The organism is Campylobacteraceae bacterium, assembly GCA_013215945.1.
Classification (GTDB): domain Bacteria; phylum Campylobacterota; class Campylobacteria; order Campylobacterales; family Arcobacteraceae; genus NORP36.
The window spans coordinates 146,534-161,454 of the sequence record JABSOM010000008.1 but is presented as its reverse complement, the minus strand read 5'-3'; the positions used below and the strand labels follow the sequence as shown (position 1 = coordinate 161,454).

15 protein-coding genes are annotated in these 14,921 nt (G+C 30.4%); 11 read left to right on the top strand and 4 right to left on the bottom strand.

Annotated features, from left to right (window positions below):
• Positions 1–167 (bottom strand): VOC family protein (locus tag HRT41_10220; GenBank protein NQY24402.1); only part of this gene is annotated, 167 nt, incomplete at its 3' end.
• Between the two features lie 213 nt (positions 168–380).
• On the opposite strand from HRT41_10220, the gene HRT41_10215 reads away from it, so the two are divergent.
• Genes HRT41_10215 through HRT41_10205 form a run of 3 tightly spaced genes read left to right on the top strand, consistent with a single transcriptional unit; the run spans position 381 to position 3,192 of the window.
• Positions 381–1,391 carry a TRAP transporter substrate-binding protein gene (locus HRT41_10215; protein NQY24401.1) on the top strand — a complete coding sequence of 337 codons (1,011 nt, stop codon included), beginning with the start codon at positions 381–383 and terminating at the stop codon, positions 1,389–1,391.
• Between the two features lie 20 nt (positions 1,392–1,411).
• Positions 1,412–1,897, top strand: coding sequence for a TRAP transporter small permease (locus HRT41_10210; GenBank protein ID NQY24400.1), 486 nt, complete (start codon positions 1,412–1,414; stop codon positions 1,895–1,897).
• Positions 1,891–3,192 (top strand): TRAP transporter large permease, encoded by a 1,302-nt coding sequence (locus tag HRT41_10205; protein NQY24399.1) that lies wholly within the window; start codon positions 1,891–1,893, stop codon positions 3,190–3,192. The genes HRT41_10210 and HRT41_10205 overlap by 7 nt, the downstream gene beginning before the upstream one ends.
• A 20-nt stretch (positions 3,193–3,212) precedes the next feature.
• On the opposite strand, the gene HRT41_10200 is transcribed toward HRT41_10205, so the two are convergent.
• The 3 genes from HRT41_10200 to accB all read right to left on the bottom strand — a co-directional run bounded on the left by HRT41_10200 (position 3,213) and on the right by accB (position 6,723).
• A complete protein-coding gene (locus HRT41_10200; GenBank protein NQY24398.1) occupies positions 3,213–4,709 on the bottom strand; it encodes a DEAD/DEAH box helicase in 1,497 nt (498 codons plus the stop codon).
• 196 nt (positions 4,710–4,905) lie between these two features.
• Positions 4,906–6,258 (bottom strand): acetyl-CoA carboxylase biotin carboxylase subunit, encoded by a 1,353-nt coding sequence (locus HRT41_10195; protein ID NQY24397.1) that lies wholly within the window; start codon positions 6,256–6,258, stop codon positions 4,906–4,908.
• Positions 6,259–6,267: 9 nt separating this feature from the next.
• Positions 6,268–6,723 carry an acetyl-CoA carboxylase biotin carboxyl carrier protein gene (gene accB / locus HRT41_10190; protein ID NQY24396.1) on the bottom strand — a complete coding sequence of 152 codons (456 nt, stop codon included), beginning with the start codon at positions 6,721–6,723 and terminating at the stop codon, positions 6,268–6,270.
• A 222-nt stretch (positions 6,724–6,945) separates the two neighbouring features.
• Between accB and HRT41_10185 the strand changes: the two genes are divergently transcribed.
• From HRT41_10185 to dctP, 8 genes are all read left to right on the top strand, one after another.
• Complete coding sequence (locus HRT41_10185) at positions 6,946–7,377, top strand: dCMP deaminase (GenBank protein NQY24395.1); 432 nt, start codon at positions 6,946–6,948, stop codon at positions 7,375–7,377.
• Entirely contained in the window at positions 7,377–7,946 is a 570-nt protein-coding gene (locus HRT41_10180) for a class I SAM-dependent methyltransferase (GenBank protein NQY24394.1), read from the top strand. Before HRT41_10185 ends, HRT41_10180 begins: the two co-directional genes overlap by 1 nt.
• A gap of 154 nt (positions 7,947–8,100) precedes the next feature.
• Entirely contained in the window at positions 8,101–8,844 is a 744-nt protein-coding gene (locus HRT41_10175) for a (Fe-S)-binding protein (GenBank protein NQY24393.1), read from the top strand.
• Positions 8,844–10,223 carry a lactate utilization protein gene (locus HRT41_10170; protein ID NQY24392.1) on the top strand — a complete coding sequence of 460 codons (1,380 nt, stop codon included), beginning with the start codon at positions 8,844–8,846 and terminating at the stop codon, positions 10,221–10,223. The genes HRT41_10175 and HRT41_10170 overlap by 1 nt, the downstream gene beginning before the upstream one ends.
• Positions 10,213–10,797, top strand: coding sequence for an LUD domain-containing protein (locus HRT41_10165; protein ID NQY24391.1), 585 nt, complete (start codon positions 10,213–10,215; stop codon positions 10,795–10,797). The genes HRT41_10170 and HRT41_10165 overlap by 11 nt, the downstream gene beginning before the upstream one ends.
• 33 nt (positions 10,798–10,830) lie before the next feature.
• Positions 10,831–13,032: a PAS domain-containing protein gene (locus HRT41_10160; GenBank protein ID NQY24390.1), complete on the top strand. Its 2,202-nt coding sequence runs from the start codon at positions 10,831–10,833 to the stop codon at positions 13,030–13,032.
• Positions 13,013–13,660, top strand: a complete 648-nt coding sequence (locus tag HRT41_10155) for a response regulator transcription factor (protein NQY24389.1) — start codon at positions 13,013–13,015, stop codon at positions 13,658–13,660. Before HRT41_10160 ends, HRT41_10155 begins: the two co-directional genes overlap by 20 nt.
• Positions 13,661–13,767: 107 nt before the next feature.
• Positions 13,768–14,841: a TRAP transporter substrate-binding protein DctP gene (gene dctP, locus HRT41_10150; GenBank protein ID NQY24388.1), complete on the top strand. Its 1,074-nt coding sequence runs from the start codon at positions 13,768–13,770 to the stop codon at positions 14,839–14,841.
• Positions 14,842–14,921: the final 80 nt, after the last annotated feature.

The window sequence follows — 14,921 nt, the reverse complement described above, 5'->3', positions numbered from 1 at the left end:
GCATCTAAAAAGATATGCATATAAGGATCTGGTTGTTTCGTAGATGGAACTTCGTTTTCAGCTATTGCTAAAACGAAGTCCATATTAAAATGTTCTTTGTACCACAAAACTGTCTTTTTTGCATCACTACAACGATAAGCAACATGATGTATCTTTTTGATTTTCATCTTTTATTCCTTTATAATTATAAATATACATTGATAAAATGACAATTTAATGACATTAAATTGTCATTTTTTTTAAGTAACCTTTTCTGTTAACATATAAATATTGGCAATATAAGCATATGTACTGTATACGATTATTTCATAGGCTGTATTAAAAAAGGCAAAGTAAATTAAACTTTACAACAATATTCACACAGGAGTTTACAAATGTATATGAAGAATACCTTAGCAAAAAAAACACTTACAGCAATTTTTGTTCTCACACTTGGAGCTGTTTCATCTTACGCAGCAAAAACGAAAACAATACATGTTTATTCATGGTTACCTCCAAAACATACGATGAATGCAGATGTATTGCCCACATGGGGAAAATGGATAGAAGAAGCTACACAAGGAAGAGTAAATCTTAAGATTCAATACCCAGGAAGTCCAAAAGCAATACTTGACAATGTAACAGATGGAGCATATGAAGCAGGTTGGACTTTTCATGGTTTTTACCCTGGGCGTTTTAATTTAACAAAAATTGTTGAATTACCTAATCTAGGAGTAGGAGCTGAGAAAGCTTCTCCTGCTTATTGGAAAGTTTATGATAAATATTTTTCTAAATCCAATGAAAATGATGATTTGGTTTTAGCAGGTTTATTTACTCATGCCCCAGGTCAAATACATTTAAGAAAAGAAATTACTAAACTAAGTGATTTAAAAGGTAAAAAAATCAGAATTGGGGGAGGTATTCAAAGTCAAATTGCAAAAAGATTTGAAATTGAAGGGGTTGCACTTCCTGGAAATAAAGTATACCAAGCCTTATCACAAGGAATTGCCGATGGTGTTTTTATGCCACTTGGAGAAAAACGAACCCTAAGATTAAAAGAAGTTGCACCCTTTACATTAAAATTTCCTGCAGGAATGTATTTAGGTAGTTTTGGAATATATTTAAATCCCGCTTTTTTAAATTCTTTAAAGAAAGAAGATAAAGCAGCAATATTAAGTGTTTCAGGAGAAAAACTTTCTACACTTGCAGGACATTATTGGCAAAAAGATGCTGCTATTGGTGAAGCCGATGCAAAAAAATATGGAAACAATATTTTAGATGCAAGTCCTAGCATCATAAAAGAGTTTAAAGACTTAATGAGTGGTATGGATGAAGAATGGATTAAAGAAGTATCAAAAAATGGTATTGATGCGAGAGCTGCATTAAACGAATTAAGAAACATGGTAAAATAATGTTAAAGGCATTAAAAAATATGGAAAAGATATGTGAGTTTATTTTAAACTCCATATCTGGGCTTGGGTTAATAATTTTAACCATAATAACATGTATTGATGTTACAGGCAGATATCTTTTTAACAGTCCACTACCAGGTTCTACTGAATTAACAGAAGTTATATTAGGAATTGTAGTATTTGCAAGTCTTCCCATTCTTTGTTGGAAAAATGAAAACATCGTAGTAGATGTTTTAGACAGAGTCTTTAGTACTTTAATCCGTAATATACTCATAGTTGTTCTTAATCTAATCATTTCAATATCTTTATATCATCTTGGGAACAAACTATTAATTCTTGCATCAAGAGCAGCTAAATATGGCCAAAGCACAGAGCACTTAGAACTTAAAACATCTTATTTTTTAACGTTTATGGCAAGTATGTGTTATTTCACTATTTTTTGTATATTAAGTTTTGGTTTGCTTCATATTTACACTAGCTATAAAAAGGAGATAAACGAATGTTAATAGCAGGAATTGGTTCCATCATTTTATTTCTTCTTATTTTATTTAGAATGCCTATAGGATTTGCTATGGGAATAGTAGGCTTTTTTGGTTTTGCGTATTTAGGTGATTATAATTATGTTGCCTCATTAACCATGTCAACAAAACTAGCAGTAGAAACATCCCAAGATTATGGTTTATCCATTATTCCCTTATTTGTATTAATGGGAAATCTAATGACCAATGCTGGTATTTCTAAAGAATTGTATAAAGTATCTTATATAATGGTGGGAAAATTTAAAGGAGGACTTGCCATGTCAACAATTGTTGCCAGCGGTTTTTTCTCAGCAATTTGTGGTTCAAGTTTAGCTACAGTAGCAACTATGTCAAAAGTATCAATGAAACCTATGCTAAATTATGGATACAGTGCATCGTTGGCATCTGCTTCTATTGCAGCAGGAGGAACATTAGGAATCCTCATACCACCTAGTGTGATTTTGGTTATTTATGGAATCATTACAGAACAAAGTATTCGAGAATTATTTGCAGCAGGGTTTTTACCTGGATTATTGGGAGTATTATTATACTTAGGCGCAATAATTTGGACAGTAAAACGTGACCCTAAAGCGGGACCTGCTGGTAAAGAATCCAGTAAAGAAGAAAAAATGGAAGCTATAAAAAACATATGGGGAACATTGCTTTTATTTACGCTTGTTATGGGCGGAATATATTCTGGTATATTTACTCCTACAGAAGCAGCAGGAATTGGTGCAGCGGGAGCTTTTTTAATTGCTTTGATTAAAAAGAATCTTACCTTTACTTCTTTGTTTATTGCTTTAGTAGAAACAAGTAAAACCACAGTATCATTATTTGTTGTTATTATAGGAGCTTTGATTTTTTCAAATTTTGTTGACAGAGCTGGATTTTCAAGTGAATTGTTGCATTTTATTCAAACAGTAAATTTACCACCCCTAGGTGTTATATTTTTAATGTTATTGGTTTATATCTTGCTGGGTTTTATTTTTGAAAGTTTATCAATGATTTTATTAACCGTGCCAATATTTTTTCCCATTGTAGAAGCGCTTGGTTTTGATTTGGTATGGTTTGGTATTTTAGTAGTAGTTGTAACAGAGATTAGTTTAATTACTCCGCCTTTAGGAATGAACGTATTTGTTTTAAGTAATGCAAATAAAGATGTAAGTACAGCAACCATCTTTAGAGGAGTAACCCCTTTTTGGATTGCAGATATCATTCGATTATTGTTATTAACACTAATCCCTGCTATTGCATTGGTACTTCCAGAGTTTTTATATAAATAAGAGAGTAGTGCAAGAGGGGATTAACCTCTTGAACCGCCGTCTCTTGAACCACCTCTAGAACCGCCGTCTCTAGAACCACCTCTGTAACCGCCTCTTGAACCACCGTCTCTTGATCCACCACCTCTTGAACCACCACGATTTCTATTTCTGAAATGACCACGTCCACCTGAACGTCCATCATCTTTTTCAGTTTTCATTCTTTCGAATAATCGCTCAATATCACTTTCTGATTTTCCAATAAAGTTTTTACCAGCAACTTTAGCTTCTTCACTTAACATAGATGCTAATTTATATGCAATTGTTGATAAATCGTATTCTTCTTTTAACATTTCTACAATTTTCATTCCAGCGTCAAAATTTTCTTGATCTTTGATTTTTTCAACCAAAGAAGATGTTTTTTGATCTCTTACTAAATTAATATTAGGAACAACTTTTGCTTCTAATGTAGAACCTGTAGATTTTTGAATTCTTTGAATCATTCTAAACTCATGTGGAGTTACAATAGAAACAGCGCTTCCTTTTTTACCAGCTCTACCTGTTCGTCCGATTCTATGAACATAAGATTCAGAATCAAATGGTAAATGGTAATTAAATACGTGAGATACATCATTAACATCAAGACCACGTGCTGCTACATCAGTTGCAATTAATACTTCAACACTTGAACGTTTAAATGCTCTAATAGCTTCTTCTCTTTGTCTTTGCTCCATATCACCATGTAATGATTTTGCACTGTAACCTTGAGATACTAAATAAGTAGATAATCTATCAACTTCTTTTTTAGTTCTACAAAAAATGATAGATTTACTTGGATTTAAAAAATCATATAATCTAATTAATGCATCATCTCTTTCATATTCATCAACTACATAAAAAGATTGAGAAATATTATCATTGGTAATATTCTTTTTTGTTAAAGAAATAAATTCTGGTTCTTTTAAAATAGTTTTTGCTAAGTTTTTAATAGCTGTTGGCATAGTTGCAGAGAATAATAATGTTTGTCTGTCTTCTGGCATAAATGTAAAGATTTCTTTGATATCATCTAAAAATCCCATATCTAACATCTCATCCGCTTCATCTAAAACAACATAAGAAGGTTTAATCTTAATTTTTCCAGTTTTTAATAAATCAATGAATCTACCTGGAGTTGCTACAATAATACCAGCAGTTTCAATGTGTTTTAATTGTCTAGAGTAAGCTTGTCCACCATAAACAGCAGCAGTAGAAATACCTAAAAATTTTCCAAATCTAAAAATTTCATCTGAAACTTGCATAGCAAGTTCTCTTGTAGGACAAATAACAACAGCTTGAACACCTTTTTCTTTTTTCATCATATTTAAAATAGGAAGTCCGAATGCTGCAGTTTTACCTGTACCTGTTTGTGCTTGCGCTACTATATCTTTTCCCTTTAAAATAATAGGGATTGCCTCTTCTTGTATAGGACTTGGTTCTGTAAACCCTGCCTCATCAATTGCTTTGTGTAAGTCTTTTTGAAAATCAAATTCACTAAAAGTCATATTTTACCTTGTATATTTTTTTGATATACACGTATATATAAGCTTCAATAAACAAAAACAAAAATGTTCTATTAAGCAATCGCCATTTCTAGGGAATTATAGTATATAAATGTGTATATTTTCCGGATTATAGCTAATTTAATATTAATTTAAGCTTTTATATTTGTAGTAGATTAAGAATAGGGTTTACCTATTCTTAAATATCGTCTAGACTTTTGTAGTTCTCTAAGTATTTTGTATCATAGTTATTTGCAATGAAATCTTCATTTTCCATCATTTTTATATGGAAAGGAATAGTAGTTTTAATTCCTGTAACTTCAAATTCATTTAAAGCTCTTTTCATAATATTAATCGCTTTTTCTCTGTCTCTTCCCCAAACAATCAGTTTCCCAATCATTGAGTCATAGTATTGAGGTACCACATAATTAGTATATACATGGCTATCAACTCTTACATTTCTACCACCTGGAACCATCCATTGTGTTATTTTCCCTGGACTTGGTAAAAATGAATTAGGATCTTCTGCTGTGATTCTACACTCAATTGCATGACCTCTAAATTTAATGCTATCTTGTGAAGGAAGTTTTTCACCTTCTGCAACACGAATCATTAATTCAATTAAATCCAAACCAGATACCATTTCAGAAACAGGATGTTCAACTTGCAATCTTGTATTCATTTCCATAAAATAAATGTTTTGTTTATCATCTGCTAAGAATTCAAACGTACCAGCGCCTTCATATTTTAAATATTTAGTAGCTTTTACTGCAACTGCATGCAATTTTACTCTTGTATCTTCATCTAAAAGAATTGCAGGAGATTCTTCTATTACTTTTTGATGACGTCTCTGCAACGAACAATCTCTCTCACCAATATGAATAGCATTTCCATGGCTATCTCCAATAACTTGAACTTCTATATGTCTTGGATTATTAATGAATCTCTCTAAATACATAGATCCATCTCCAAAAGCAGCAAAAGCTTCAGAAGAAGCAGCCATATATAACTGTTCAAAATCTTTTTCCTCTTTAATTAGTCTAAGACCTCTACCACCACCACCAGCAGAAGCTTTGGCCATAATAGGGTAACCAATTTCTTTTGCAATGATTTTTGCTTCTTCTATAGAATTAATAGACCCAGTAGATCCAGGAACAACAGGAACGCCTGCTCTTACCATTTCTTCTTTTGCTTTTGATTTATCAGACATTCGCTCCATTACTTCAACAGAAGGTCCAATAAATTTTATATTGTGTAAACGACAAATCTCTACAAAATCTTTATTTTCTGATAAAAAACCATATCCAGGAAAAATCGCATCACAACCTGTCATTTCTGCTGCTGCAATAATAGCTGGAATATTTAAATATGAATCAGCTGACTTAGGACCACCTATACATACAGCTTCATCTGCATGTTTTAAATAAGATGCTTCTTTATCACCAGAGCTGTAAACAGCAACTGATTTTTTTCCCATTTCTCTTATGGTTCGTACAGCTCTTTGTACTATTTCACCGCGGTTAGCAATTAGAATTTTTTTAATTTCTGCCATAATCAACTCTTATAATTTTTCTACAACGAATAATGGCATATCGTATTCAACTGGATTACCATCTTCTACTAGTATTTTAAGAATTTTACAGTCAAATTCAGCTTCAACTTCATTCATAATTTTCATAGCTTCTAAGATACATAAGGTTTGACCTTTAGATACAGTATCTCCTACTTTTACAAAATTACTAGCTTCTGGTGATGGAGAGGCATAAAATGTTCCAATCATTGGCGCATCAATAGTATCACCTAAGTCTTCTTCAGTAATAGAAGCTGCTGCACTTGGTATAACAGGAGCTACAATAGGAGCTGCAACTGGTGCAAGGATAGGTCCTGAAGTTACAAGAGTTCCACCCTCAAAACCCTTTTGTAGAGCAATTTCAAAGTTTTCATCTTTTACTTTTAATTTATTTAGTTCACTTTTATCAAATACTCTGATTAATTCTTTTATCTCTTTGAAGTCCATATCTAGCCTTTTTTTCTCTAAATTTTTGTTATAATACAGTATTATTAATTATATACAAATAAAACAAAATGGCTATTTTTTAGTAAAACTGGCATAAATATGAAGAAATTTACCTATTTCATGCTAATTCTAGTCAAAAATAGAAGAAAATAACGTTTTTTTTAAAAATCAAGAAAATAATTACATTAAATAATCCAAAAAGAAAAAAAAAGGTCAAAAAAGATGATAAGTGCCAAAAACTTCATAAATATTGCCAAAGAAATAGCAAAAGCATCAAAATGTGTATCAAAACAAGTTGGAGCTGTAATTGTAAAAGACGGAAGAATATTATCAACAGGATACAACGGAACACCCGCAGGATTTACAAATTGTAATGATCATTGGCAAGGAGAATATACTAAAGAACATCATGAGTGGTCTAAAACCTATGAAATACATGCAGAAATGAACGCAATAATCTGGGCAGCAAGAAAAGGTATTTCAATTGAAGGTGCTAGTATTTATGTGACACTTGAGCCTTGTGCAGATTGTTCAAAAAATTTAATCGCAGCAGGTATAAAAAAAATTGTTTTTGAAAAAGCCTATGAACATACAAATTCAACAATAATTTCCAGTTTTTTAGAGCAAAATGGTGTGACAATAGAGCAAATCTAATGGCTTTTGAGGATAATCAACGTTTTTATGAAGGTGCAATAAAAGAATACGGAATATCCGCATTAGGGGTGCATTGGAGTTCTAAAGAAAACCAATACAAACGTTTTGAGATTATCACCACACTTATAAATGAAAAACTCCAAAGCCATTCTTTTGCTGACATAGGCTGCGGTTTTGGAGAATATTATCAATATTTATTACAAAACAATCATAAAAATGTAGATTATTTAGGAATAGACTGCGAAAAATCAATGATAACTATTTGTGAAAGAAGATTCCCCTCTTTAAAATTTTTACTTAAAAATGCTATTAATGATGCTTTACCACAAAAAGACTATTATCTCTGCTCAGGGGCTCTAAATATACTAAATAAAACAGAGTTCTTTATTTTTATACATAATGTTTACCTTTCAAGTACAAAAGCTTTTATTTTTAATTTTTTATCTTCTGATTCTTATAACTACATATTAAAAAAAGAAGTTATTGAGTTTTGTGAAGATTTATGCCCCAATATAGAAATAATTAATGATTATCTGGACAATGACTCTACAATAATAATGAGAAGATAAGTAACACATTAATAAAATATAGCTTAACTGAAATGTTAAATAAAAAATATCACACCTTAATCATACCCTTAATGTAAGATGATGAAAGAAAAGAGTCTTTAAAAGCTCAATTAAAATCATTATAAACATCAAATTGTTTGTATAAGGAGTCAAAATGAAAATAGGCTTATTTATTCCCTGTTTTATGAACGAACTATATCCCAAAGCATCCATGTCTACATACTTGTTATTGAAAAAACTTAACTATGAAGTAGATTATCCAATAAATCAAACCTGCTGTGGACAGCCTATGGCCAATTCAGGATGCGCATCTGATATAAAAAAACTGGCGCATATGTTTGTAGATAACTTTAAAGACTATGATTATGTTGTTTCGCCATCTGCTTCTTGTGTCACTATGGTAAAAGAACATTATGCTGAATTTTTTGAAGAAAACAAAGATTATAATAAAATTAAAAGCTCTATTTATGAAATAACAGAATTTTTACATGATGTTGTAAAAATAGACAAACTTGATGTTTCTTTTCCTTATAAAGTAGGACTTCATAATTCCTGTCATGGGCACAGATCACTTGGTTTAGGAACACCTACTGAACTTAATGTACCGCATAATTCAAAACTACATAATATTTTATCTCTAGTAAAAGATATAAAAATTGTATCTTTAAACAGAGATGATGAATGCTGCGGTTTTGGCGGAACATTTTGTGTAAGTGAAGATGCACTCTCCACTGCTATGGGAAGAGACCGTATCAAAGATCATCAAGACAATAAAGTAGAAGTAATGACAGGTGCTGATATGTCCTGTTTAATGCACATGCAAGGTTTAATAAGCAGAGAAAAGAATCCCATAAAAGTATTACATATTTCCCAAATCCTTTTAGGTGAGAAATTATAATGGCAAAACATGCAATAAATGCGGCGGCTTATGTAAAAAATGATGAAAGAATGCATTGGCATGACAAAGCCTTATGGTTTGTAAGAGAAAAAAGAGACAAAGCCAGTAAAACTATTCCAGAATGGGAAGAACTACGTACTTTTGGCGCTTTAATTAAAAGCCATACCATGAATAAACTGGATTATTATTTAGAAGAGTTTGAAAAAAATGCTATAAAAAATGGAATAAAAGTTCATTGGGCAAAAGATGCGCAAGAACACAATGAAATTGTATATAAAATTTTAAAAGATAAAAACGTTAAAAAACTCGTTAAATCAAAATCCATGTTAACAGAAGAGTGTCATTTAAATCCTTATTTAGAAAACAGAGGAATAGAAGTAATTGATACTGATTTAGGGGAGAGAATTGTTCAATTAAGAAATGAAACACCTTCTCATATAGTACTGCCTGCTATTCATTTAAAACGCCAAGAGGTAGCAGATACTTTTCATGAAAAACTGGGTACCGAAAAAGGAAATGATGATCCTACTTATTTAACAAGAGCAGCAAGAAGTGCTTTAAGAGAAGATTTTTTAAGTGCAGAGGCAGGACTTACAGGGGTAAACTTTGCAATAGCCAACACAGGAGGAATTGTTGTTTGTACCAATGAAGGTAATGCAGATATGGGAGTATCTCTTCCTAAATTACATATAGCATCTATGGGAATGGAAAAAATAATTCCAAGATTAATAGATTTAAGTGTATTTACCAGGTTATTAGCACGAAGTGCAATAGGACAACCTATAACGTCTTATACTTCTCATTTCCATGGTCCCATTGATGGAGGAGAAATGCATGTAGTTATTGTTGATAATAAAAGAGCAGAGTTTTTAGCAAGTAAAGATTATGCAAAAGCACTAAATTGTATACGTTGTGGAGCGTGTATGAATACCTGTCCCATTTACAGAAGGAGTGGAGGGCATTCTTATGAGTATGTAATTCCAGGTCCTATAGGTTCAACGCTAGCAGCTTTTAAAGAACCAAAAAAACACAATTCTTTACCTTTTGCCTGTACGCTTTGTGGTTCTTGTACCAATGTTTGTCCTGTTAAAATTGATTTGGATTCACAATTGTATAAACACAGACAAGATTTAGGGAAAAATGGACACTTAGATAAAAAGAAAATGTTTTCAATGAAAATAATGACTTATGTATTTGAGCGACCTAAATTAATAGATTTTTTAGGAAAAGTAGGAAGAAAAATCATGCCTTATATTCCCAATAAACTTATTTATAATAAATTCAACATTTGGGGGAAAACAAGAGATATTCCAGAACTCCCGCAATACTCATTTAAAGAGTTGTATAAAAAAATGAAAGAAGATGAAAATGACAAGTAGAGAAACAATATTAAACAAGATTAAACAAATCAACCAAACACCAGCAAACGATTTGCCTTCTTATGATAATTTTGGAATTACTTATGATAATAAATACACACAATTTAGTTTTATGCTTGAAACTGTGGGAGGGAAATCCTTCGTAAGTTCAAAAGAAGAATTAGATGCTTTGATTTTGTCTTTATATAAAGATGAAAAAAACATTGTATCAAATGTGAAAGAGTGTAGTTTAGGTAATTTCAAAAGCAATGATATCAATGACCCACATGATTTAAAGGATGTAGATTTAGCAATTGTAAAAGGAGAGTTTGCGATTGCTGAAAATGGTGCGGTTTGGGTAAAAAATCAAAACAATAAACACCGTGCTTTATATTTTATAGCGCAGCATATAGTACTAGTAGTAAAAAAAGATCAGTTAATTAACAATATGCATGAAGCCTATGAAAAAATATCTTTTGAAGAAGGAAGATATGGTGTATTTATATCAGGACCTTCCAAAACAGCTGATATTGAACAAGCACTGGTTATTGGTGCACATGGACCTAAAACAGGTTATGTTATTTTCATAGACTAAAAATAAGTGGCTATAATAAGAGAAAAGAAGCTTATGAAATATATTTTTGTACTCTTATTATTAACACTTAATCTTTTTTCAAAAGAAGTATTATTGATTCACTCCTATCACAAAGGCTATATTTGGAGTGATGATATCTCAAAAAGTATAGAAGAAAAACTAAAACCCTATGAAAATATAGAACTTACTACTGTTTATATGGATACTAAAAGAGTTGCTGGACCTATTTATTTAGATAAGTTGGCTTCTTTATATAAAGATCAATTTCAAAAAAGAAAATTTGACTTAATAATTGCCAGTGATAATAATGCTTTTGATTTTGTCATTCGTTATCATGATTATCTATTTAAAGACCTTCCTGTCTTATTTTGCGGTATTAACAACTTTGACAAAAACCTTTTATATGAAAACAATATGAATAAATATATGACAGGGGTAGTTGAACAAGTTGATTTAGAAAAGAACTTTGAATTAATTCTAAAACTCCATCCTAAAATGAAAAATTTACTTATTTTAAATGATAAATCAAAAACGGGCTTAGCAATGAGACGTGATTTACGTGCCATAATCAAAAAATACAAAAAAATAATTAATATTGAATACATAGATAATATGGATATAGAAAAAATTGAAGAAAAAGTTTCAAAACTAACAGATGACACAATAATATTATATGTATTACTCTTTAAAGATAAAACAGGGAAATATTTCTCTCATAAAAAGAGTTTCCAACAAATAAAGAAAAAAGCAACTGTTCCTATTTACGGCTTATGGGATTTTTATTTAAATTATGGAATTGTAGGTGGTTTATTAACATCAGCACTTTCTCAAGGCGATGCAGTATCAGAAATGGCTTTGGATATTTTACTAAGAAACAAAAAAATAAAAGACATACCTATTTTAGAAAAATCACCAAATAGGTATATATTTGACTATAAAGAGCTTCAAAAATTTGATATTGATATTGAACCTTTTGTAAAAGATTATATTTTAATTAATGAACCCTCCACTATTTATAAAGAATATACAAAATTTGTTGTTTTGTCTTTAATTTCAATTTTTATACTCTCAGTAATGGTTTTAAGTATGAGAGCCAATATTCAAAGACGAAAAGTAATGGCAGAAGACCTTCAAAATATTGTAAGATTTGATAGAGTTTTATTAAATACCATGCCAAGTCCTATTTATTATAAAAACAGAAATGGAAAACTTTTAGGCTGTAATGAAGCTTTTTCAACACTTTTTTCTATGGAGAAAAAGGACGTTATTGGCAAAACTGCCCATGATTTTTATCCTTATGATTTGGCTGTAAAAAATGAAAATATTGACAAAGAACTCTTTAAAACACAAGGCACCAATAATTCTGAACTTACCTTACATTTTCCAAATGGATCAATGAAAAATATTCTTTTAAATAAAGCTGTTTATCTGAATTCAGATGGAAGTATTGGAGGAATTGTATGTATTATGGATGATATTACTGAGCGTTTACAGCAAAAACAATTTTTAATACAACAAGGAAAACTTGCAGAAATGGGAGATATGATTGCAGCAATTGCCCATCAATGGAACGAACCTTTAGTAGAATTAAGTGCTCAAGTGCAAGATATACAAACCTCGTATTTATTAGAAGACTTACAAAAAGTACATATGGATGATTTTGTTAATGACTCTATGGTGCAAATAAAATATATGTCAAAAACCTTAAGTGATTTTAGAAATTTTTTAAAACCTTCTACAAAAAGAACCCTGTTTTCTATCAAAAATTCTTTTGATGAAATATTTGAAATTGTTGGGAAACAGCTATTTTATTCAAATATAAGCACTACCATTGAATACAATAATGAAAAAAAAGAACTTTTAATTTATGGTTTTGAAAATGAATTTAAACAAGTGCTTTTAAATATTATAAACAATGCAAAAAATAAAATACTTGAAAAAGAAACAAATGAGAAATTTAAACTCACTATAAAAATAAATTCGGATGAGACCTACAATATAATTGAAATAATAGATGATGGTGGTATTATTGATGAGAAAATCATTAATTCAATTTTTGATCCGTATTTCACAACCAAAGAAGAAGGTACTGGTTTTGGTTTGTATATGGCTAAGGTAATTATTGAAGACAAAATGATGGGAAATATTCGTGTACATAATCACGCTAATTTGGTAGTATTTACAATAAAAATTCCACATATTATAGGAGAAGAGAATGAAAATATTACTTCTTGAAGACAATGTTAAATTAAATTCTACAATAAAAAAACGCCTAGAACTTAAAGATTATCAAATAGATGCTTTTATTGATGGCCAAGAAGCTTACGATGCGATTCATAATGGTTACTCGTGTTTTGTTTTGGATATTAATGTTCCTAATATTGATGGAATAAAGATTTTAAAAAAAATACGAGAACAGTATATTGATACCCCTGTTATTATTATTTCTGCTTCTGTTGAATTGGAATTAATCAAAGAGTCTTATGATTTTGGCTGCAACGATTATCTTAAAAAACCTTTTTTTATTGATGAATTAGAAATAAAAATACAAAAACTATGTATTACAGAAGATGAAAAAATAAAGTTTGATAAAAACTCATATTTCGATTTTAAATCTTCTTTTATACTTTTAAATAAAAAAGAAATACGTTTAACAAAAAAAGAAAGATTACTTTTAAACTTATTTTTAAGTAAACAGAACAAAGTAGTATCTTTTGAAGCTATTGAGGCTTATGTATGGGAAGGTTCCTTTGTTTCTTTAGAATCTATAAGGACACTTATACGAAGGCTTAGAAAAACCCTAGAAAAAGACTATATTGAAACCATTGTTGATACTGGTTATATTTTTAGAGTTAACATATAGACTATTATACTAGTAAAATAGTCCATTTTATTGATATGATAAAAAATATCATACCTTTATCATTCAGGGCTGTTACAATCCAATATAACAAAATTAAAGGAGAAAGAATGACGTTATTTAGTAAAACTACTAAGTTTCTTATTGCTGCTACTGTAATTGCTGGGTTAAGCACTACAGCAGTGGCTAAAGAAAAAGTATACAAATGGAAACTGGCAACTACTTGGGGGCCAACATTATCACCTTTCATTGATGCACCAAAGAATATGGCAAAAATGGTTAAAGAAATGTCAAATGGTAGACTTCTTATTAGAGTAGATGCTTCTAATAAACATAAAGCTGCTTTTGGTATTTTAGATATGGTTAAGGGTGGTCAGTATGATATGGGTCACTCAGCATCATATTATTGGAAAGGAAAAGATATTAATACTTTACCTTTTACAACTATGCCTTTTGGTATGACTGCTCCTGAGCAATATGCATGGTTTTACTACGGTGGTGGTATGGACTTAATGCAAAAAGTATATTCAAAACATAAAGTATTATCTTATCCTGGTGGAAATACTGGAAATCAAATGGGTGGATGGTTCAGAAAAGAAATTAATTCATTAGAAGATTTAAAAGGTCTTAAAATGAGAATTCCTGGTTTTGCTGGTGAGATTATGGCTAAATTAGGTCTTACTGTTACTAATATTCCTTCAGGTGAATTATATACATCTTTAGAGAGAGGTACAATTGATGCTCTTGAATGGGTTGGGCCTGGAATGGACATCAAAATGGGATTCCATAAAGTTGCACCATACTATTATACAGGATGGCATGAACCAGGTACTGAGTTACAATATTTGATTAATATCAAAAAATACAACAAATTACCAAAAGATTTACAAAAAATCTTAATTACTGCTGTTAGATTAACTGCTTATGACATGTATGCTCAAAATTATGCAATGTCAGCTGAAGCATGGTCAAAAATGGGTAAAGAATATCCAAATATTAAAGTTAAAACTTTTCCTAAATCTGTAATGGATGCTATGAAGAAAACGAACAAAGAATTATTAATTGAAAAAACTAAAGGGCAACCTTTATTAAAAGAAATTTTAGACTCTCAAGCTGCTTTTCAAAAGAAAGCAAGAGAATGGACTAAAATGTCTGACTTCTTATACTTAAAAGACAACTTATAAGATAAGTATTTTTCCCTTAGGGGAGAAATATTTTACTAAATTTTAAAACAAATAAACAAAATTTTTAATTATACTTATAC